We start from the raw sequence: 21,543 nt of genomic DNA on the forward strand, positions 1-21,543 counted from the left end.
AGCCGCCGGTTACAGCGGTCCAACGGGGCGTGGGCGGTCCAACGGGGCGGTGCAAGACCCACTCGCCCCACCACCACAAACGACTTACACAACGCGACCTAGGGCCGGCGCGTTTTGACCGACCCCTTAGACTTGACGTAGGTATGTTCGCATACGGCCTCCCGACCCTCGCCGCCGGGAGGAACGGAAGACTGCAAGGAGAACAGATGTCGGGTCACTCCAAGTGGGCCACCACGAAGCACAAGAAGGCCGCCATCGACGCCAAGCGCGGCAAGCTTTTCGCCCGCCTGATCAAGAACATTGAAGTCGCCGCCCGCACCGGCGGCGGCGACCCCAACGGCAACCCGACCCTGTACGACGCCATCCAGAAGGCCAAGAAGAACTCGGTCCCGGCGGACAACATCACCCGCGCCGTCAAGCGCGGAAGCGGCGAGGAGGCCGGCGGCGCCGACTGGCAGACCATCATGTACGAGGGCTACGGCCCCGAGGGCGTCGCCTTCCTGGTCGAGTGCCTGACCGACAACCGCAACCGCGCCGCCTCGGACGTGCGCGTCGCCTTCACCCGCACCGGCGGCTCCCTGGCGGACCCCGGCTCGGTGGCCTACAACTTCACCCGCAAGGGCGTGGTCGAGGTCGCCAAGGGTGATGGCGTGGACGAGGACACGATCCTCATGGCCGTGCTCGACGCCGGTGCCGAGGAGGTTGTGGAGGGTGCCGAATCCTTCGAGATCATCTCCGAGCCCGGCGATCTGGTGGCGGTGCGCAAGGCCGTCACCGACGCCGGCATGGACTACGAGTCCGCCGAGTCCCAGTTCGTCGCCGGCACCACCGTGGCGGTGGACCTCGACGGCGCCCGCAAGGTGATGCGGCTGATCGACGCCCTGGAGGACCTCGACGACGTGCAGAACGTCTACACCTCCGTCGACATCACCCCCGAGGTTGCCGCCCAGCTCGACGCGGACGACGATTAGACCTCGCCACCGCCAGGCGCAGCCATGAGCGAACCGTCCCCGCTGGCCACCGAGCGGGCCCCTGGACGGGGCGGCCGCCGTCGCGGCGCCGTCGCCGAGCAGCGCGTGCTGGGCATCGACCCCGGCATGACCCGCTGTGGACTGGGCTGCATCGACGTCGATGCGCGGCGCCGCGCCCGCCTGGTGGAGGTCGGGGTGGTGCGTACCCCGGCCTCTGCCAGTCCCGAACTGCGGCTGCTGACCATCGCCGACGCCCTGGACGACTGGATCGCCCGGCTGGCGCCCACCGCCATCTCCGTCGAACGCGTCTTCGCCCAGGACAATCTGCGCTCGGTGGTTCCCGTGGCCGAGGTGATCGGGGTGGCGATGGTGGCCGGGGCCCGCGCCGGACTGGAGGTCGCCCAGCACACCCCCAGCGAGGCCAAGGCGGCGGTGACCGGCTCCGGCACCGCCGGCAAGGCCCAGGTGCAGGCAATGGTCCGGCGCATCCTCGGCCTGGACGCCCCGCCCCGCCCCGCCGACGCGGCGGACGCCCTGGCCCAGGCCATCTGCCACGCCTGGCGCGGTGGCGGCACCGGCGTCGACGGCAGCACGGACATGGTCTCCGCGGGCGGTTCGATCCGGGCCTCCGCCCGCACTCCCGCCCAGCAGGCGTGGGCGGCCGCACAGGCGAGGGCGCGCCGCACCGGCGCCGTCGACCCGCGCCGCCGAACCCGCTAGAGTCGACCCCATGCTGAACAGGTGTTCGACGCCCACATTCCAAGGAGCCCACGCCGCATGATCTCGTCACTGCGCGGAACCGTCCTCGAGGTCTCCCTCGCCGCCGCGACCATCGAGGTCGGCGGCGTCGGCATGTCCTTCCAGGCCACGCCCGCCACCCTGGCGGGGCTACGCGTCGGCGAGGAGGGCTTCGTCCACACCGAACTGATCGTGCGGGAGGACGCCCTGACCCTGTACGGCTTCGCCGACGCCGACGAACGCCGCTGCTTCCAGGTACTGCTCGGGGCCAAGGGTGTAGGGGCCAAACTCGCACTGGCGATCCTGGCGGTGCACACGCCCGACGCGCTGCGCCGCGCCGTCGCCGGCGAGGACGTGGCTGCCCTCAAGCGCGTACCGGGCCTGGGCCCCAAAGGCGCCCAGCGGATCATCATCGACGTCGCCGACAAGCTCGGCCCGCCCACCGGCACGGCACCGGAGCCCGCGCCGACGGCACCCGCCGGCGAACCCAACCCCGACGTCGTCGCCGCCCTGATCCAACTGGGCTGGAACGAGACCGTCGCCACCCGCGCCGTCGCCGCCGTCGAGGCCGCTCACGCGGAAACCGAGCCGGACGCGCCGCTGCCGGTGCCGGAACTGCTGCGCGCCGCCCTGCGGCAACTGGGAGGAGGAGCCCGTGGCTGACTACCCCGCTGCCAGTGCCGTCCCGGAAGGGGGCGGCCGCATGGTCGGTGGCGGCGCCGACGACGCCGAACGCGCCGCCGAGGCCGCCCTGCGCCCCAAGCGCCTGGAGGACTTCGTCGGCCAGCAGGTGGTGCGCGGCCAGCTCTCCGTGGTGCTGCGCGCCGCCCTGGCCCGCGGCGCCGTACCCGACCACGTGCTGCTGTCCGGCCCGCCCGGCCTGGGCAAGACCACCCTGGCGATGATCATCGCCAACGAGGTGGATGGCGCCCTGCGCATCACCTCCGGCCCCGCCATCCAACATGCCGGAGACCTCGCCGCCATCCTGTCCTCCCTGGAGGAGGGGGATGTGCTGTTCATCGACGAGATCCACCGGCTCGCCCGCACCGCCGAGGAGATGCTCTATCTGGCGATGGAGGACTACCGGGTCGACGTGGTGGTCGGCAAGGGGCCGGGAGCGACCTCCATCCCACTGACCCTGCCGCCGTTTACCGTTGTCGGTGCCACCACCCGCGCCGGCCTGCTGCCCGCCCCGCTGCGCGACCGCTTCGGTTTCACCGGCCACCTCGACTACTACGGGCCGGGCGACCTGACCCGCATCGTCACCCGCTCCGCCGGCCTGTTGGGAGTGAGCATTGACGCCGATGCCGCCGGTGAGCTCGCCCGCCGCTCCCGCGGCACCCCCCGCATCGCCAACCGGCTACTGCGCCGCGTGCAGGACTGGGCGCAGGTGCACGGCACGCCCGGACAGCTGGACTTGGACGCCACCCGCGGGGCGCTAGAGGTGTTCGAGGTCGACGAGCTGGGCCTGGACCGGCTGGACCGCTCGGTGCTGGAGACCCTGTGTACTCGCTTCGCGGGCGTGCCCGTGGGGCTGGCCACGCTGGCCGTGAGCGTGGGGGAGGAGCCGGAGACGATCGAGACGGTTGCCGAGCCCTACCTGTTCCGCGAGGGGCTGCTCGTGCGCACTCCGCGCGGCCGCATGGCCACGCCCGCCGCCTACACGCACCTGGGCCTGCGCCCGCCCGAAGACGGCGCCCTATTCACCTAAACACCACTTGAATGGGCACCTAAAGGCCCCGCGTAGGCACGGATAAGGGGCGCGTGTCACACCGGCGCACCCCTAACGTCCGGGCAGGCACCGCCCCCGGTGGCCTAGACTCGCACACGCCCGACGCCGAGGCGACGACGGGATTCCTCACGAACGGAGTCATCACGATGGACCCCATGCTGCTAATGCTGATCATCATGCTGCTGGCCTTCTGGCTCATGTCCAGATTCGCCCGCAAGCAGCAGCAGCGAATGGTGGACGAGCAGAACCGGCGCACCGAGGAAGCACTCGTTCCCGGAACCTGGGTGCGGACCCGCGCCGGTTTCTACGGCACCGTTGTCGAGATCGATGGCGACGTTGTCACTCTGGCCACCCCACTGGGGGACGAGTCACTGTGGAACAAGAGCGCGATCGTCGGTGCCGAGGAGCCGCCCTTCGCGTCCGCGGAGGATGAGGATGCGGTTGCCGAGGAGGCATCTGACACCGTTGTCCCCGCGAACCCGGATGCTGCGCACGGCGAAGACGCAGGCGCCGCGGACGAGTCCCCCGAGGAGCCGGCCGAGACACAGCCCCAGGCCTGAGACCAACACGCGCCAACGCCCCACGACGGCGGAGGCACCGACCGCCCTTCCCGAGGAGAGGACCCAAGTGTCCACCAAAAAACTCAAGCATCCGGGCCGGCGCCTGCTGGTGGCGCTCCTGGTTATTGTGCTGGGCTACGTGGCCCTGGCGGTCGGTACGGCCACCGGGCGCACCCAGATGACTCCGGGGCTGGCCCTGGACCTGGAGGGCGGCACCCAGATCATCCTCACACCCACCACCTCCGACGGCTCGGAGATCACCGACGAGGACATCGAACAGGCCATTGAGATCATCCGCCAGCGCGTGGACGCCACCGGCGTCTCCGAGGCACAGATTTCCCGCCAGGGCGGCAACAACATCATGGTCTCCCTGCCCGGCACGCCCAGCGAGGACACGCTGGACCTGGTACGCACCTCCGCGGTGCTGTACTTCCGCCCGGTGATCCGAATCCTGCAGATGAACGCAGCGGCTTATGCAGACATGCAGAACGAGTACGCCGACTCCGTTGCCTCCGCGGCCGCGACCGACGGCGCCACGGAAACGGGCGTGGAATCGGGTACAGGTACAGACGGCACAGAAGAGGGTACAGAGACTGACGGGGATGCAGCTTCCGCTGACGCCACGCTTGCCCCGGTAACCGCCGAGGAGATGGCCACCAGCCTGGCGGACGTCAACGGCGACGGCACCATCTCCTCCGATCCGCTGGAGTCCACCAGCGACGACAACTCCTCGGACGCCTGGATCTCCGAACAGCTGATCTACGACGCCTACATGACCGACTGCACCTCCGAGGACGCCCTGTCCGGCGAGGCCCAGGACCCTGACGCCGCGGTCATCTCCTGCGCCCGGAACGGCAGCGGCACCATCTACATCCTTGGCCCGGCGGAGATCGCCGGCACCAACATCGCAGCGGCCTCCTCCGGTCTGGAGACCACGAGCCAGGGCACCACCACCAACAACTGGGTGGTCAACCTGGAATTCGACTCCGAGGGCAGCGACCTGTTCGCCGAGGTTTCAAGGCGACTAATCGCCTACCGCGATGCGGCCGCCGCCGCCTCCGACGCCACCTCCACCGATTCCCAGAAGGCCGAGTTCGCCATCGTGCTCGACGGGCTGACGATCATGGCCTCCGGCTTCAACGACACCGTCACCACCGCAATCACCGACGGTCGCGTGCAGATCTCCGGCGACTTCACCCAGTCCGAGGCGAACACCCTGGCCAACCAGTTGTCCTTCGGCTCCTTGCCGCTGTCCTTCACCGTGCAGTCCGAGCAGCACATCTCCGCCACCCTGGGAACCGAGCAGCTGCGCAACGGACTGATCGCGGGGCTGATCGGCTTCGCCCTGATCGTGGTGTACCTGGCCTGGCAGTACCGGGGCCTGGGGGTGGTGGCAGTCGCCTCACTGCTGATGGCCGCCGCCGGCACCTACCTGGTGATCGCCCTGCTGAGCTGGCTGATGGGCTACCGCCTGTCACTGGCGGGCGTGGCCGGACTGATCATCGCCATCGGCATCACCATGGACTCCTTCATCGTCTACTTCGAACGCGTGCGCGACGAGGTGCGCAATGGGCGCACGCTGGTGGTGGCCGTGGACGAGGGCTGGCGACACGCCCGCCGCACGATCATCGTGTCCGACTCGGTGAACCTGCTGGCCGCCGTGGTGCTGTACTTCCTGGCGGTCGGCGGCGTGCAGGGATTCGCCTTCACCCTCGGGGTGACCACCGTCGTCGACCTGGCGGTCATCATTCTGTTCACCCACCCCATGCTGGTGTGGATCCTGCGGTTCCGCTTCTTCGGGGAGGGGCACCGCTGGTCCGGACTGGACCCTGAGCACCTGGGCGCCCGCTCTGGCGCCGTCTACCGGGGTGGGGCGGCAGCGAGTGCGGTCGGCGCGGGCGGCTCCCTGGCCCGCCGTCGGGCTGAGGCGCGCCGTGCCAGAGAGCAGGCCGACGCCGTCGAAGCCGAAGACGCGAGCGGAAAGGATGATGAGCAGGCATGAAGTCCCTCGCCCAGCTCGGTAACGAGCTCTATTCCGGCACCACCTCCTTCCCCTTCATCGGCAGGCGCCGCCTGTGGTATGCGATCGCCGGCGTCGTGGTGGCGGCGTCCATCGTGCTGCTGGCCACCGTCGGGCTGACCCCCGGCATCGACTTCCGCGGCGGCTCGGAAGTCACCATCACCGCGCTGGCCGAGCCCGACGTGGGCCCAGCCAATGATGTGCTGGCCGAGCAGGGGCTGTCCTCCGGTGCGTCGGTGACCACCGTGGGCTCCTCGTCCGTGCGGGTGCAGACCAACGAACTGAGCAACACCGAGCTGACCGGACTGTCCACCGCCCTCGCGGAGGCGTATGACGTCACCGACGCCGACGTGTCCGCCACCACCATCGGCCCCACCTGGTCGGCGGACGTGACCAATAAGGGCATCCGCGGACTGGTCATCTTCTTCGCGCTGGTAGGAGCCCTCATCTGGGCATACTTCCGTACCTGGAAGATGGCGGTGGCCGCGCTACTGGCCCTGTGCCACGACATCCTGATCACCGTGGGCGTGTATGCCGCCAGTGGCTTCGAGGTCACTCCGGCAACGATCATCGGTGTGCTGACCATCCTCGGCTACTCCCTGTATGACACGGTGGTCGTCTTCGACAAGGTCCGGGAGAACACCGACGGCTTCGAGACCCAGACCCGCTCCACCTATGGTGAATTGGCCAACCTGGCGGTCAACCAGTCGTTGATCCGCTCCATCAACACCTCCGTGGTCGGCGTGCTGCCGGTGGCCTCCCTGCTGGTGGTGGGCGCGTTCATCCTGGGCGCCGGCACCCTGCGCGACATCGCCCTGACCCTGTTCATCGGCATGATCGCCGGCACCATCTCCTCGCTGTTCCTGGCCACGCCGCTGCTGGTGGACCTGCGCAGCCGCGAGCCGGCCGTCAAGGAGCAGGCGGCCCGGGTCGCCCGCGCCCGCGGGGAGCGCCTGGCCGCCGCCGGAGACGACCCGGAGGCACTGGCCGCCATTGCCGCCACGCCCGCAGCCTCCCCCGTCATCCCCGGACACCATCTCGGAATCTCCGCCCAGCCCAAGAGGAAGAAGAAGCGGTCATGACCATCTCACCCGCCCTCCCGAAGGAACTCACGCAGCTTGTCCTGGATAACCTCCGGGAGATCCCGGACTTCCCCGAGCCCGGCGTGCTGTTCCGCGACATCACTCCGCTACTGTCCAACGGGGAGGCCTTCGCCAACCTGATCGATGGCCTGGCGGCTCATTACCGGGGCCATATCGACGCCGTCGCCGGACTGGAGTCGCGCGGCTTCATCCTGGCCGCTCCACTGGCCGTGCACCTGGGCATCGGCATGGTGATCGTGCGCAAGGCCGGCAAGCTGCCCGGCCCGGTGCTGGGTGTGGACTACGAGCTCGAGTACGGCACCGCCCGCATGGAGCTGCGGCCCGAGACCGTGGAGGAGGGCTCACGCGTCCTCGTGATCGACGACGTGCTGGCAACCGGGGGTACCGCGGCCGCATCGATCGACCTGCTCGAGCAGGCCGGTGCGAAGGTCGAGTCGATCTGCATGCTGCTGGAGCTGGCCGGGCTGGGTGGACGCGAGAAGCTCGCCGGCCGGGACATCGACTCCGTCGTCGTCTTCGAATCCGCCTGACCTGGCGCCGGGCGGCATAAAACACCGCTGACCCGGCTATGATCCGGGTATGACGACGGACACGCGCAATGGGACCGGCACCGCCGATGAGACGGTGGTGCCGGGGTCGCGTGTGCGCAGTCGCCTGGCCTGGTTCGGGGCGCGCGGCCACTCCACCCCACCGGCCATTGAGCCACTCATGCGGGCGCTGCGCGCCAACCACCCGAAGGCGGACACCAGCCTGATCGTGCGCGCCTACCGGGTTGCGGAGAAGGCGCACGCCGGGCAGGTGCGCAAGTCCGGGGAGCCGTACATCACCCACCCGGTGGCCGTGGCCACCATCCTGGCCGAACTGGGCATGACCCCGCAGACTCTCGCCGCGGCACTGCTGCATGACACGGTGGAGGACACGGACTACACCCTGGAGCGGCTGCGCGCCGACTTCGGTGACGAGATCGCGCTGCTCGTGGACGGCGTCACCAAACTGGACAAGGTCCAGTACGGGGACGCCGCTCAGGCGGAGACCGTGCGCAAAATGATCGTGGCCATGTCCAAGGACATCCGGGTGCTGGTGATCAAGCTGGGCGACCGGCTGCACAACGCCCGCACCTGGAAGTACGTGCCGGAGGAGACCGCCGCCCGCAAGGCCAAGGAGACCCTGGAGATTTATGCGCCCCTGGCCCACCGGTTGGGGATGAACACCATTAAGTGGGAGCTGGAGGACCGCTCGTTCAAGGCCCTGTACCCCGGCGTGTATGACGAGATCGAGCGGCTGGTGGCCGAGCGTGCTCCCGCCCGCGAGGAGTACCTGCGGCAGGTGCGCCTGCAGATCGAGGAGGACCTGCGGGTCAACAAGATCAAGGGCATCGTCACCGGCCGGCCCAAGCACTATTACTCGATCTACCAGAAGATGATCGTGCGCGGGAAGGACTTCGACGACATCTACGACCTGGTGGCGGTGCGCGTAATCGTCGATACCGTCCAGGACTGCTATGCGGTGCTCGGCGCGCTGCACTCGCGTTGGACCCCCATGTCCGGCCGGTTCAAGGACTATATCGCCGTCCCCAAGTTCAATCTCTACCAGTCGCTGCACACCACTGTGATCGGTCCGGGCCGCAAGCCGGTAGAGATTCAGATCCGCACCCACGAGATGCACCGCATGGCCGAGTACGGGGTGGCGGCGCACTGGAAGTACAAGGAGGATCCCAACGCCACCGGCCCCAGTCCCCTGGGGGGTGCCCCCGGTGATTCCGACGCCGGTGAACTCGGCTGGCTGCGGCAACTGGTCGACTGGCAGAAGGAGACTCAGGACCCCGCCGAGTTCCTGGACTCCCTGCGTTATGAAATGTCCGGCGGGCAGGTGTACGTGTTCACCCCCAAGGGGGACGTGCTGGCACTGCCGAGTGAGTCGACGCCCGTTGACTTCGCCTATGCCGTGCACACCGAGGTGGGGCACCGCACCGTCGGCGCCCGCGTCAACGGTCGACTGGTGCCGCTGGACACCAAGCTGGAGAACGGCGACACGGTGGAGGTCTTCACCTCCAAGGCGCAGGGCGCCGGCCCCAGCCGCGACTGGCTGAACTTCGTGGGCTCCACCCGCGCCCGCAACAAGATCAAGTCTTGGTTCTCCAAGGAGCGGCGCGAAGAGGCGATCGAGGACGGCAAGAACGCCATCGCCCGCGCCATGCGCAAGAAGGATCTGCCCATCCAGCGGCTCATGAGCCACGACTCGCTGATGAACGTCGCCGAGACGCTCAACAAGCAGGACATCGACGGCCTGTATGCGGCGGTGGGCGAGGGGCATATCTCCGCCCAGCACGTCGTCGACACGTTGGTCGCGTCTGTCGGTGGGGAGGCCGGCGCGGAGGAGACCCTGGCGGAGGGGGTGCTGCCCACCCGGGCGGCACCCACCGGGAAGCGGGCCCTCTCCGCCGGTGACCCCGGCGTCGTCGTCGAGGGCATGAACGAGGGCGACATGCTCGTCAAACTGGCGCGGTGCTGCACCCCCATGCCCGGGGATGAGATCGTTGGTTTCGTCACCCGCGGCTCCGGTCTGTCGGTACACCGCGCCGACTGCCAGAACGTTGAGCAGCTGCGGCAGCAGCCCGAGCGCCTGCTCAAGGTCCACTGGGCCGAGCACGCCCAGAGCGCCTACCTGGTGCAGCTGGAGGTGGAGTCCCTGGACCGTGGCGGCCTGCTGGCGGACATCACCCGCGTCCTGGCCGACAATCACGTCAACATGATCAGTGCCAACGTGAGCACTTCCCGGGACCGGGTGGTGGTGGGCCGGTTCGTGGTCGAGCTGGCGGAGGCCAGCCACCTCGACCACACCTTGGCCTCCCTGCGGCGCATCGACGGCGTGTTCGAGGCGCGGCGGCTGACTTCCTCCACCAATCGGCACCAGCACGAGCGCCCGGCTCAGGCCGACGCCTGAACTCAGTCCGGCACAATCGGCGCGTACAGTTCGTCGATCAGTCGGCGGGCTCGCCGCAGGCCCCGCATGCCGCCGCCGCGGCGGGCCAGCAGCGCCGGCTCCAGGTCGCGGCGGGTCAGCCCGGCGCGGCGGGCACGCAGCACCGCATCGACGGCCACCGCGGGTGGCGCAGTGCGCGCCAGGTCGACGACCGTCCGGGGGAGCCGTAGACAGATCACCCCTTCCAGGGTGACGACGTCGGCTGGGGGCGCGTTGCGCACAAGTTCTGGTCCTGCGGGTACCTGCCCGCCGGTGTGCACCCACAGGGCGGTGCGCCCGGCCACCACCCGGTTGGCCGGTAGCCGCGGCGCGAGTGCGGCGGCGCGGGCGGCCGGGTTGCCGAGCAGGTCCGCCGGCACCGCTTGCCCGTACACGTCCACCAACACCCGCTCATCCAGACCGTGGCAGCGCAGCAGCGCCAACTCCTGCATGGGCAGGACATCCATAATCGGCTCGACGGGGCCGTGCAGCAGGCGCGCCAGCACCGCCCGGGCGGGAACCGTGCGGGTCCGGGCCCCCGGGGCGAAGTCGACCAGCGGCTCCGGCGACGACGACGGAGCCGGGGGAGTGGAAGGGGCCGTGGGCATGGCCTCATCCTTCCTGGGCGCGGGCGCCGGCACCAGTGCCCGACGGCTGCCTGTGGAAAACCTCGCTACAGCCAGGGTCGCCGGCACGGTCGCTCGCGACAGCACGAGCATTGTCCCAGCCGGCGCGGGAACAGATCGGTCTACGGACGCTTTGCCGAGTTATGGCGGTGTGGAAACTTTTTGGAGTCGGTCATGTTCCGTACAGCGCACTGGTGGCGTGTGGAGTGTGGCTGTGTTTGGTTACCCGGGTCCTGCCCGGGGGAAGGGGCCCTGAGCTAGTCATGTCATACAACTCCTACGCAGACGCAAGCGCTGACGGCGATGACGACGACGGTTCGTCAGATCTGGCGGAGAACCTGAAGAAGCAGGCGATTGAGGAGGTCATGGGCCGGGCGGGGACCGTGCGGGAGGGTCTTGCGAATGATCCGCAGGTTCTGGCTTCGGCGTTGGTTGTGGGCGCCGTCGTGGCCGCGGGTGGCATACCGTCTTCTTCCTATGGCGCCGCGGGCGGTTTGAGCGCGTTTAGGTCGTGTTGTGTAAGTCGTTTGTGGTGGTGGGGCGGTGCTGGCGATGTGGGTGGTGGTCTGGTGGCGGATGGTGAGTTGGTCGTGTCTGGTGGCTGTGGGGCCCGAGTTTGAGTGGGCTGCGTGTGCCCGTGGGGGACGCGGAGTCGCCTTCGTGAGCACGCTCGCGCTGTTGGGAGCGTCGTCCCGGAGCCGGGTTGTCGACGTGGGTGCCTGTGGGCGGGCCGGTTGTGTGCTTAGCGAGGATTGGTGTGCGCAGTCAGGCGCGTAGGGCGTTCCCGCGGTGTCGGGGGCCTGGTTGCCGACAGTCGAAGGGGGCGAGTGGGTCTTGTACCGCCCCGGTTGGACCGCCCACGCCCCGTTGGACCACTGTAACCGGCGGCTACGGCGGTCCAACGGGGGAACAGGGGTCCAACGGGGGAACAGGGGTCCAACGGGGGAACAGGGGTCCAACGGGGGAACAGGGGTCCAACTGACAGGTTCGACGGCCGCGCACACAGACACCCAACCGCGCACCGCCACCCAAGCACTTACACAACAGGACCTAGCGGGCAGTTGGGCAAGGTGTGGTCTTCACCGCTGGCCGATGATATTGGCACCAGTATTGATTTGACTGTCACCGCGACTCGTGATCTCGCTGATGACATCTATCAGATGGTCTCGAGCGCATACTGGGGTGAGGAGGACAGGGTTCCCAAGGGTAGTGACGAGGCGGACTCTAAGTGGCTGTAGTATCCGGTCGGCGTGTGTTACGGCGGCAATGGGGTATGGCCTTTGCGGGTTGATAGGGCGTGTGAGTTCGCCTGGTGACGATGGTGTGTTGACCTTGTAGCTGTTAATGGGAGTGGATGGCAGTGGCGTATGTGAGTATGGACGCTGAGGGGGTGCAGGGTTTCATTGATGCTCTGCAGTCCTGGACCGATAATGCCGAGGTTGAGCGTTCTGAGTTGTACAACCTCAGTAATAGCTAGGATGAGGAGCCGGTGGAGGGTGTCGAGGACATGCTCTCTGGCAGCGTTCCTTACGCGGCGGCGTACACGGCCACACCCATCACCGCTGGCCTGGCTACCCTGGGTGGCACGTCAGCGAGTATGTCGGGGTTGCTGGGCGGTCTCCAGCAAATCATCGATGATCTGCAGACCCGTCTGGATGAGGCGATCGCCATGAACGACTCCGGCATCACCTTCGGCTCCACCGACGGCACCGTTTGTTACTACCTGCCTGATGGGGTGGAGGACACCCCGGAGAACGTCAAGACTTACAATAGCCAGTCGGTTGCAGACGCTAAGGCTGATGCCACGTCACTGAAGCAGGCACTGGCCAGTAAGGACGGGACCGCGGAAGACGGCCGCACCGTCGAGGAAATCGCCGAGGCCATGTCGAAGGAGCAGGATATTGACATCTACGGTGCTGCCTTCGTAAACACCGTGGGAGTAGATACTTTCCTGGACATGGTCCAGCAGGTGCAGGCGGATAACACTTACTCTACTGCGAGTAGCGGCACCTCTCAGTATGCTCATCCGAAGGCCGAGGATGAGGAGGCGACCGACTCGGTTGTGAATACGATGGGGCATGTCCTGGCGGCGGCTTCCTACCATGATGTCACGGGTCCTCGACTTGCGGCCGCGTTGGAGACGGCGGTGACCGAGGACGGTCACAAGGGCCGCACCGCGGCGATGAATGCGTTGTTGTCGGTTGATGGTCTGTACTACGACACGGGTTTCTTGGTTGATTTGGCGGATCGGATGGAGGAGCTGCCGTATGACGGAACCCGGCCGACCTATCCCATGCCCGCCAACAAGGTTGACGAATACGGTCGCGTGTACACGCGCGAAAGCCTGGACCCGCTTCAGGGCGTGCTGACCGCGATGGGCACCAACACCGAGGCCGCGCTGGGATACCTGGCACCCGAGGATGGGGGATCGGTCGACGGCTCAGGTCATTGGGTTCCCAGCCAGGCCTCGGTGGACCGCTGGGAGTTGCTTACCAACCGCACCTGGGACCCTGACAAGGGCAACGAGGCCTTGACGACCGCGATGGCAGGGGCCTCTGCACAGCGCATGCCGTCTGATGATTCGACGGACGAGCGCGCCGCGTGGGCGACCGGAGAGGCGATGACTTACCTCAGCGGTCTAGATGAGGAAGCATTCACCCAGACGGGTAGGGACAACACCGCCATTATTCTTGGCAACTCCATGGCGGAAATTGAGGACGTCATCAACGGCAATGTGGACTCTTCAGGTGCGGTGTTTGTTGGGGATGCGACGCGGCCCGCCGCGCTGCCCGACAACCACGAGTCAGACATCCGCGCACTGACCCGCTTGGTCGGTATGGAGGAGAGTTCGCTGTCGATCCTGTCGAACGCGGTCGGCCGCTACTCCACGGCTCGCAACCAGGCCATCCTCGACGAGTACCCCGACGCCACTTTGGGTGACGGATCGGGGATGGACGAGGCGTTAAAGACCGCCAGCAGGAATGACGGGGCACTCCTGGGGTTCATTGAGCAGTCAGCCGTCAATGCACTGACTGCTCATGGTGAAAGTGAGGCGCATGCAAATGAGCTTACCGCCTCGACTATTCTGGGTGCCTTCGGCGCGGGTTTGTCGGTAGTGCCGCATCCGGGCGCCCAGGCCGCGTCGGTTGCGGTCACTGCTGCAACCCCGGGATTGACCGAGCAGATGAGCCAGTTCGACCTGACACAGGTAGAGGATACCGAGGACCTGTCCGAGGCCGCCCAGCAGGAGGCCTTCCAGGGGGCCATGGCGCAGATCTCGAACGCGGGACGACTGCCCGACTCCGCTTACATCGACTATAACCAGAAGGATCTCGGCGATCTCTACGACTGGATGGACGACGACCATCAGATCGATATGACCATGTTGCTATCCGACTCCACTTACAGGAAGCAGTTCAACCACTGGATGGAGAGCCCCGACGTCCCCTCGTCTGATTTGGAGATCCAGTTCGACGTGGGTGTCGAGAAGGGTCATGGCAAGGTCGACGAGTAGATCAGGGAAATTGAATGATGTCGTTAAAGCTTTCCGATCGCCTGTGGGTGTTGGCTAATCGTATGGGTGCGCCTTTTGTGGTTTCTTTGATGATTGTGGTGTTGGTGCTGGTGGGGCGTTTGGCTTGGTGGGGGTACCAGCAGATTCCTCCTCCGCGTCCCAGCGAACCATATTGTTTGGTGCTCAGCGAAGAGGATGTTGTCCCACTTTTAGACGAGGCAACGAACGTATATGGTCTCGACGAGCAAATGATCGAATCTTATTGGACCTGTGGAGTCAATGGCGCTCATGAGCGAGGTCTCTACATTCAGGCGGCTCGGGATGCAGATGATGTGCTCGTCAACTATAAGGATATAGGTGTGTCGGTGGTGGATACTGTGTCTGCGAGGCCTGGGGCTCGTGTTCGGTCGGTTGGGGATGCGACTGTGGTGTGCTGGATTCAGGGAGGGGACGCCTTCGCCGGCTGGTTCGAGGGAACTGCTGCCGTGATCTTCTCCACCACTCGAACCAATGATGATGCTATTGCTGCGACTCAGGCTCACATCCTTGAGGAGCTTGTGGTTAGGCACGGTGCGGTGCTTTTGGATGATGTTGGGTTTACGTCTACGCCGTCGCCTACGCCTGATCCGTACTGGACGCCGTGAGTGGCCCGGGCGCTTGTGTTGTATTGCCTGTCGCTGGTCTGTCTACTGTTAAAGAGATCGTAAATATGAGACATCTAGCTGCTGCGTTACGGGGTCGTTTACGCCGTTCGTTGACGGGTCTGCTCATATTGCTGTTGGCGTGTGGGCCGCTGGTGGCGTGCTCATCGGAGTCGGATGACAACCCCCTGAATATCCCCACCTATGATCCGGAGGCTGCAGCGTCGGCGGAGGCCTCGGAGTCCGCCGCCGCTGCTGAGGCGTCTGCTGAGGCTGCGGGTGTGGTGACGGCGGAGTCGATGTCCACCGACCGCTACGTGGTTACCTCTATCCCTGAGGACCTGGATAAGCAGCAGACCGAGATCCTGAAGGCCTTCGTCAACTACGACCAGGTCACCTGGAACATCTGGTTCACCGGCACCGGCGTAGAAAACGCCGAACCACTCACCACTGCTGAAGAATACCAATACGTATACGGAAATTACGAAGATGTCAAGGGTGAAACTGTGGGAGGCGTGGTCCGCATATCGGTCACGGAGGTGTTCGCTATGAGTCCCACCGAGGCCCAAGTTATTGTGTGTGACGACCAGTCCGACCTTACGTCGTATGACGCTTCAGGGCAAGAGAACACTGATCCGGCTGCACTTCAGGGGCGATACGAGGTGCTTATATCCATGGTCAACGAGGGTTCAGGTTGGGTGACTTCAAACGAAGCGACACTGTCTACAAATGAATGCACGGTAGGCCCATGAAATCGAAGAACCGTCGTGTTGTTTCTGCCGCATTGGTGGCAGTGATGTGTTTGTCGGCTCTCGCCTCGGCCGCATCCGCTAATGACCACGTTCCAAAGGTTCGGGTTCGTCTTCTGGTTCGGTGGTGCAGGGTGGGGATGGTTCGGTTGATATAGCGGTGTATGCGGAGTTCACGTCGGCGGCGCCGGATGGCTCGGCTGGTTCTGGTGGTGGCGCTACGGCGTGGTCGCTGTCGGTGACCGCCGCGGTGCATCCGGTGTGCTGGTATGAGCCGGACAGGATGGGTGTGGAGCGGGCGGAGTGGTTTGAATCCGGGCAGGCGGAGAAGGAGACCTCGGTCCACGGCGGCTGAAGTGGTGTCCGGTCGTATGTCGAGTCTGAGCACCCCGACTATGACTCCTATGCGGACCGACACGGAGGGCTACTGGTACACTCCGTGGTGCTCGTAGGAGTACTTAAGGGGATGATTACTCCGAGAACACCGAGACCGCGCAGTGCCGATTTCCCAGGCGCCGCCTGTGCGATGAAGCTCAAGGATGACTGACCGGCTAGACTCACCGCGCACGAAGTTGGCCACGCAGGGAGGACGTAAAGATGACCGGGAAGGCGGCCGAGGGCGGAGACGGGGACGTCCCCGAGGGAGAGGTCATGGTGGATCGGGCGGCGCCCGCTGCCCAGCGGATCGCCGACCTGGCCAAGGTCTCCGGGCGTCCCAGCAAGTCCGTGCTGGTGGAGGACTATGAGCCTCTGCTGAACGCCCTGCGTGCCGGGCTGCGTTTCTCCGACGTGTACGTGCTCGACTCGACCCGCCCGCCCCGTGAGCTACTGGACGAGTGTGCGCGCAGGCGCGTCCCCGTCACCGTCATGGCGGCGGCGCTGGCCACGGACCTGTTCCGCTCCGACAAGCGACCGGAGATCTTCGGTGTTGCCCGCGTACCCGCACCGGTGCAGCCCGAGGACCTACTGCAGGCCTCCAGCGACCTGCTGATCCTCGACGGGGTGCGGATCGTCGGCAACATCGGGGCGATCGCCCGCAGTGCCTACGCCTTCGGGGCCGCCGGGATCGTGTTGGTGGACTCCGGGCTGGCCTCCATTGCGGACCGCCGACTGATCCGTGCCAGCCGCGGCTATGTCTTCTCCCTGCCGGTGGCGCTTATGTACTGGCCTCAGGTGCAGGCGCTGGCCACCGACTTCACCCGTGCCGGCGGGCACCTGGCCGCGCTCGACGCCGGGGCGACGGGCTCCCTGGACCGGCTGTCGGCCTGGGAGGGACGACTGGCCCTGATCCTGGGGGCCGAGACCACCGGGCTGACGCCGCAGGCGCGGGCACTGGCGCAGGCGACGGTGAGCATCCCGATGAACCCGGCGGTGGAGTCGCTGAACGTATCCGTTGCCGCCGGCGTGCTGCTGCACCGCCGCGCCTGGCGCAACCTGGCCCCGGCTGCCCAGTAGCCGGCACCGAGCCGCAGCCCCGCGATGCGCGGCCCACAGCGCGACGGCGGGCCCCACCCTTGCGTGAGGGGTGGGGCCCGCCGTCGTCGTGGCCGAAGGTTCCGTGCGGATCAGGCGCGCGTGGTGCGGCGCACCTGATCGAGCCAGGCTCGCCGTGCGGTTAGCGCCGCCTCCGCCTGCGCTTGCGCCTTGGTGTCACCGGACTCCTTCGCGGCGGCCAGGTCGGCCTCCAGCTCGGCGATGGAGTCCTCCAGTTGGCTGGCCAGTCCCTGGGCGCGGGCCTGGGTCTCCGGGTCGGTGCGGCGCCATTCGGCCTGCTCGGCCCGGCGCAGCGCATCCTCGACGGCGCGCATGCGGGCCTCTAGCCGACGCACCGCGTTGCGGGGTACCCGACCGGCCTCGTCCCACGCCTCCTGGATGGGGCGCAGCGCCTTGCGGGCGGCCTTGGGATTCTTGATCGGGAGCAGCGCCTCCGCCTTGGCAGCGAGTTCCTCCTTGACCTTGAGGTTGCCGGCGTATTCGGCGTCGGTGGCCTCATCCTTGGCCCGGCGGGCGTCGTAGAAGACCTGCTGGGCGGCGTGGAACCGCTCCCACAGGGCGTCGTCCTCCTTGCGGGAGGCGCGACCGGCCTTCTTCCACTCGTCCATGAGCTCGCGGTAGCGGGCAGACGTGCCGGCCCAGTCCGTCGAATGCGACAGTTCCTCGGCCCGCTTGATCAGCGCCTCCTTGGCCGCCTTCACCTTGGCCTGCTTGGCGTCCAGTTCACTGAAGTACTGACGGCGGTGACGGTCGAAGGTGGTGCGGGCGTGGCTGAAGCGCTTCCACAGGGCGTCCTCGGAGGGGCGGTCCAGACGCGGGCCGCGGCGCTGTGCCTCCTTCCACTGCTCCAGCAGGGTGCGCAGCTCCGCACCGGAGGACTTCCACTGGGTGCGGGCCGGGTCCTGAGCAGCCACGGCCTCGGCGCGCTCCACGATCGCGGTGCGGTCCTTCAGCGCCTGCTCCTTGGCGGCGGCACGCTCGGCGGCAACCGCCTGCCGACGCTCCACGGCCACCGACTTCAGGGCCGCGAACCGGGCCCGCAGCGCCTCCAGGTCGCCGACGGCGGCCGGCTCCTTGAGGGACTCCTCCAGGTTCTTGATGGTGGAGTCGATCTCCCGTACCGACAGGTGCGGCAGCCGGGCCGCGAACAGGCCGACGTTGGAGTTCAGGTCCAGGTAACGGCGCACGTAGTAGGCCATCGCCTCGGCGATCGGAACGCCGGGGAACTGGCCGACTTCGCGTTCGGAGCCGCCGTCCTGCACATAGACGCGCCCCTCGCCGTCGACCCGGCCCCACTTGGCGGCATCCATGGCGGCCTCGGGGTCGATCTCCGGCTCGGTCGGTGCGGCCGGTTCGGCTGTCTGCCGACCGTCCGCAGGCGGGTTGTCGGCCCGCTCGCCGTCCGCTGCGGGCTGGGTCTCGGCCGCTGAGGCGGTGCCCGCCGACTCGGAGGCGCCCGCTTGCGAAGAGGACGCATCGGGCTGTGCCGGCTGCGGCGCCGCGTCCTCCTGAGGGGCGGCCTCGGTCGCGCTCTGGGCTGACGGCTCCGCCGAGGCCTCCGCCGGCGCCGACGTCGATGCGGCGGAGGACTGTGCGGGCTGGGGGGCGTCGGTGGTGGTGGCCTGCTCGTCGGCGGCGGGCGCCGTCGGCGTGATTGGGGTAGCAGCCTGCCCGGCGGCGGCCGCGGGCTCCACCTCGGGTGTGGTGGACTCGGCCTGGGGCTGTGTCTGCTCGGTCATTGCGCTCCTTCACGGATCTGACGGGGTGGAGCGAGCGGTCCCGCTCCGTTCCGTTCACGTCCGGCACACGGCCGGACGACGACACGCCGCCGGAAGGCGGCAGTTAGACCCGAGCCTACCCGTCGGCAGGGCACGGCGAAACCGTCGCGGAGACGCGTGAATCATCCAGGAGCGGACAAATGGCCGGGGAGGGGTCGGCTAGCATGCCGTCATGCTCATCGAGCGCACTCTTGCCGCAGTCTTCGGATCAAACTGCTACGTCCTGGCCGCTGAGCCGGGTGGGTCCGCCCTGGTTGTGGACCCTGGTGCGGGTGCCGCTCGCGGTGCGATGGCTCTGCTGCGTTCGTACAACCTGACCCTGGGTGCCATCCTGCTCACCCACGGCCACGCCGACCACGTGTGGGATACCCAGCGACTGATTGACACCGCGGTGACCGAGGGGCGCGTAACCACCGGTTTGGCCGGCGCGCCGGAGGACCCGACGCGTGTGCCGGTGTATATCCCGCAGCCGGATCTGTACCGCCTGGATGACCCGGACGGCACCACTGGCATCAGTGTGGATGGCCGGACTTTCGCCGACTTGACCGGGACGGAGTGGCTGCGCCCCGCAGATGTGCGTCCCTTCCCGCAGGCCGGCTTCGGTGCCGCCGTCGAGCTGGTATCGGGAGTGGCCTTGCAGGCGGTGCCCGCGCCAGGCCATTCGGAGGGCTCCACGGTGTTCTTCTTCAACGCGCGCCTGGGCGACAACCAGCTTTTGTTCGAGGCGGAGGTACTGGACGATCCGGCGAGTATCCCTGAGGAGGACTACCTGGTGGCGCTGTCCGGGGACGTGATCTTCAAGGGCAGTGTGGGGCGCACCGATTTGCCGGGCGGGGACCAGTATCAGATGTGGGCGACGCTGAGGCTGCTGGCCAGCGCCGTCGATCCGGCCACGGTGCTGCTGCCCGGCCACGGCGCCGCGACGACCATGGCGCATGAGCACCACGCCAACCCCTACCTGGCCGAGGCCAAGGTCCGGGGCGGCGAGACCGGTGCGTGAGCACCGGTCGGGGCGGGCACGGCGCAAGACACCGCGAGATCAGACGCATAGAACACCTGCCCGGCATTGTTCTGGGGTGTAGAAACCTCGCCAACGACTGCCGCCCGCGGCGCCGTCCATGCCGTAGCCCTCAGACAACAGCCGACCACAAAACCCCTAAACTCAATGGCCTCTTAATGCCGTTATTAGTGTCGGTGTCCACCACCGCAGTAGCGACCTATATGCCACAGACATCAAAAAGGCAGCAGTGCAGGCGAACAGCAACCAAGCCGCGAATTGATCTGGAACACCGAGAGCGGTGAGGTGATCGTGGAACCATACACCTGACCGGTCGTCGAGAAAGTACCCCAAAGAATGAAATAGCTGTGTACTCCACCAGGAGACTCGACAGAAAACGGTCAACCCGATCGCCCACACCGAGAGCTCGATAAGGAACAACAGCGAACTCCTATTGCGCAGGTGCATCGCCAGTCTCCTGCGCTCCTGATCGCTACCGAAGAGCCTGTCCATGTCTAAACGGCGAAAACGGCGAGTCGCGAGGAATTGTAGGAGCTTGATCAATACGGACGGGGCCACGTTGAGCTTATTCTTCTCGGAAAGCGAGCGGCAATCGTAGATTACCGTAATTGTCGGGACTAGCGCGCCAGTCAGCAAGCAGAGGAAAAACACGACGTTAGCGAAGCCGCTCCCGTACCCGCGTTCTGCAGCTATCTGTAAGGCCGCCGACGCGATCAATATGCCAAGTGTCGCCCCAGCTACCACAGCGCAAAACAGTGGTAAGAGAAACAAAAGTAGCAGTCGCAGTCTAATGTCATACGAATAAAGAGAGACAACTGCCTTCTTAAGGCGAGTTTGGCAGTCGGAGCGCCAGATGAGGAAGCCAGGCCGAGTGTTTTCGGTTAGCTGGGATGGGTCTAGCTCGGTGAGTCTCCTGTGTATCTGAACATATAGTCCCCGCTTAGGCAGATCCGGAAGGCTGCGCTCGGCATCCTTAATAAGGTCACCAATCTCACCCACGGATCGTAGCCAGTGTATTTCCTCAGTGGTCTTAGAATCCATGATGGCCTGCGCCATCGACTGCAAATTCGAATATCGTTGTTCGGATCTCAGTACTTCACGTACAAGAGTCAAGTCTGTTGCAAGCCTCTTGTTGGTACCTAAGAACGCGACAATAGCTGCTCGCGTTTGCCTAGATAACTTCATCTGTCCACTTGCGAGCAAACCCTCGACCAGTGAAAGGTACTCCGTGCCGAGCCGCCGTGAGCGCACCGATCGCAAATCGTCATCTAAAGCCGTGTAGCCGTCTGCGAGCAGCAACCAGCATAGACCCGCCGCTGCATTGTCGCCGTCCGTTCTCTCCGCCCGGGTGAGGGCTTTCGAACCGGCATTCAGCAGCTCGTGCGCGGCTTTCTCTTTACCGGCGGGATCTGTTGATCGCCAGAGGCGCAGTCGGATGTCAATGGCCCTGATGAGCGCATCATTCGCGTTGATCTTTATTGGGGGCATCGGCGTACCTCTTCTTAGGTCGTTCATGTCGGTTCCATGTGTTGAGCGTTTGTCATCGGCGATGAGGATGGTGAGCACGGGATCGTTGGGGTGGTGCGGCTAGGCGCGTGCACGCCGAGTCTTCCGGCGCCTGCGTGTTCGACCGAGCAA

At 66.4% G+C, this 21,543-nt stretch carries 17 protein-coding genes; 14 read left to right on the forward strand and 3 right to left on the reverse strand.

Going from position 1 to position 21,543, the window contains the following annotated elements; genetic code table 11:
- Window positions 1–206: 206 nt before the first annotated feature.
- The 9 genes from ACGLYG10_RS11300 (at window position 207) to ACGLYG10_RS11340 (ending at window position 10,067) form a co-directional block, all read left to right on the forward strand.
- Window positions 207–971: a YebC/PmpR family DNA-binding transcriptional regulator gene (locus ACGLYG10_RS11300; RefSeq protein ID WP_073331878.1), complete on the forward strand. Its 765-nt coding sequence runs from the start codon at window positions 207–209 to the stop codon at window positions 969–971.
- 105 nt (window positions 972–1,076) lie between these two features.
- Window positions 1,077–1,691 carry a crossover junction endodeoxyribonuclease RuvC gene (gene ruvC, locus ACGLYG10_RS11305; RefSeq protein WP_073332148.1) on the forward strand — a complete coding sequence of 205 codons (615 nt, stop codon included), beginning with the start codon at window positions 1,077–1,079 and terminating at the stop codon, window positions 1,689–1,691.
- 57 nt (window positions 1,692–1,748) lie between these two features.
- Window positions 1,749–2,372 carry a Holliday junction branch migration protein RuvA gene (ruvA, locus tag ACGLYG10_RS11310; protein WP_073331881.1) on the forward strand — a complete coding sequence of 208 codons (624 nt, stop codon included), beginning with the start codon at window positions 1,749–1,751 and terminating at the stop codon, window positions 2,370–2,372.
- A gap of 40 nt (window positions 2,373–2,412) precedes the next feature.
- Window positions 2,413–3,420, forward strand: a complete 1,008-nt coding sequence (ruvB, locus tag ACGLYG10_RS11315) for a Holliday junction branch migration DNA helicase RuvB (RefSeq protein WP_073332150.1) — start codon at window positions 2,413–2,415, stop codon at window positions 3,418–3,420.
- Window positions 3,421–3,587: 167 nt separating this feature from the next.
- Window positions 3,588–4,001 carry a preprotein translocase subunit YajC gene (locus ACGLYG10_RS11320; protein WP_073331883.1) on the forward strand — a complete coding sequence of 138 codons (414 nt, stop codon included), beginning with the start codon at window positions 3,588–3,590 and terminating at the stop codon, window positions 3,999–4,001.
- Between the two features lie 67 nt (window positions 4,002–4,068).
- A complete protein-coding gene (gene secD, locus ACGLYG10_RS11325; protein WP_073331886.1) occupies window positions 4,069–6,003 on the forward strand; it encodes a protein translocase subunit SecD in 1,935 nt (644 codons plus the stop codon).
- Entirely contained in the window at window positions 6,000–7,103 is a 1,104-nt protein-coding gene (gene secF / locus ACGLYG10_RS11330; protein WP_073331888.1) for a protein translocase subunit SecF, read from the forward strand. The genes secD and secF overlap by 4 nt, the downstream gene beginning before the upstream one ends.
- Window positions 7,100–7,654: an adenine phosphoribosyltransferase gene (locus ACGLYG10_RS11335; RefSeq protein WP_073331891.1), complete on the forward strand. Its 555-nt coding sequence runs from the start codon at window positions 7,100–7,102 to the stop codon at window positions 7,652–7,654. Before secF ends, ACGLYG10_RS11335 begins: the two co-directional genes overlap by 4 nt.
- A gap of 49 nt (window positions 7,655–7,703) precedes the next feature.
- Entirely contained in the window at window positions 7,704–10,067 is a 2,364-nt protein-coding gene (locus ACGLYG10_RS11340; RefSeq protein WP_073331894.1) for a RelA/SpoT family protein, read from the forward strand.
- Between the two features lie 2 nt (window positions 10,068–10,069).
- Here the strand turns inward: ACGLYG10_RS11340 and ACGLYG10_RS11345 are convergent, their stop codons facing one another.
- Window positions 10,070–10,693 (reverse strand): hypothetical protein, encoded by a 624-nt coding sequence (locus ACGLYG10_RS11345; protein ID WP_073331896.1) that lies wholly within the window; start codon window positions 10,691–10,693, stop codon window positions 10,070–10,072.
- A gap of 1,507 nt (window positions 10,694–12,200) precedes the next feature.
- On the opposite strand from ACGLYG10_RS11345, the gene ACGLYG10_RS11350 reads away from it, so the two are divergent.
- The 4 genes from ACGLYG10_RS11350 (at window position 12,201) to ACGLYG10_RS11365 (ending at window position 17,070) form a co-directional block, all read left to right on the forward strand.
- Entirely contained in the window at window positions 12,201–14,225 is a 2,025-nt protein-coding gene (locus ACGLYG10_RS11350; protein WP_073331898.1) for a DUF6571 family protein, read from the forward strand.
- A gap of 14 nt (window positions 14,226–14,239) precedes the next feature.
- Entirely contained in the window at window positions 14,240–14,869 is a 630-nt protein-coding gene (locus ACGLYG10_RS16015; protein ID WP_139240959.1) for a hypothetical protein, read from the forward strand.
- A 110-nt stretch (window positions 14,870–14,979) separates the two neighbouring features.
- Window positions 14,980–15,618 (forward strand): hypothetical protein, encoded by a 639-nt coding sequence (locus ACGLYG10_RS11355; protein ID WP_139240960.1) that lies wholly within the window; start codon window positions 14,980–14,982, stop codon window positions 15,616–15,618.
- 594 nt (window positions 15,619–16,212) lie between these two features.
- Window positions 16,213–17,070, forward strand: a complete 858-nt coding sequence (locus tag ACGLYG10_RS11365; RefSeq protein WP_073331905.1) for a TrmH family RNA methyltransferase — start codon at window positions 16,213–16,215, stop codon at window positions 17,068–17,070.
- Window positions 17,071–17,180: 110 nt separating this feature from the next.
- Here the strand turns inward: ACGLYG10_RS11365 and ACGLYG10_RS11370 are convergent, their stop codons facing one another.
- Window positions 17,181–18,848 carry a DUF349 domain-containing protein gene (locus ACGLYG10_RS11370; RefSeq protein ID WP_073331908.1) on the reverse strand — a complete coding sequence of 556 codons (1,668 nt, stop codon included), beginning with the start codon at window positions 18,846–18,848 and terminating at the stop codon, window positions 17,181–17,183.
- Window positions 18,849–19,059: 211 nt separating this feature from the next.
- On the opposite strand from ACGLYG10_RS11370, the gene ACGLYG10_RS11375 reads away from it, so the two are divergent.
- Window positions 19,060–19,887 (forward strand): MBL fold metallo-hydrolase, encoded by an 828-nt coding sequence (locus tag ACGLYG10_RS11375; protein WP_073331910.1) that lies wholly within the window; start codon window positions 19,060–19,062, stop codon window positions 19,885–19,887.
- A gap of 162 nt (window positions 19,888–20,049) precedes the next feature.
- On the opposite strand, the gene ACGLYG10_RS16020 is transcribed toward ACGLYG10_RS11375, so the two are convergent.
- Window positions 20,050–21,471, reverse strand: coding sequence for a hypothetical protein (locus ACGLYG10_RS16020; protein ID WP_139240961.1), 1,422 nt, complete (start codon window positions 21,469–21,471; stop codon window positions 20,050–20,052).
- Window positions 21,472–21,543: the final 72 nt, after the last annotated feature.

The sequence above is a fragment of the Actinomyces glycerinitolerans genome (genome assembly GCF_900098745.1).
Lineage (GTDB): Bacteria > Actinomycetota > Actinomycetes > Actinomycetales > Actinomycetaceae > Actinomyces > Actinomyces glycerinitolerans.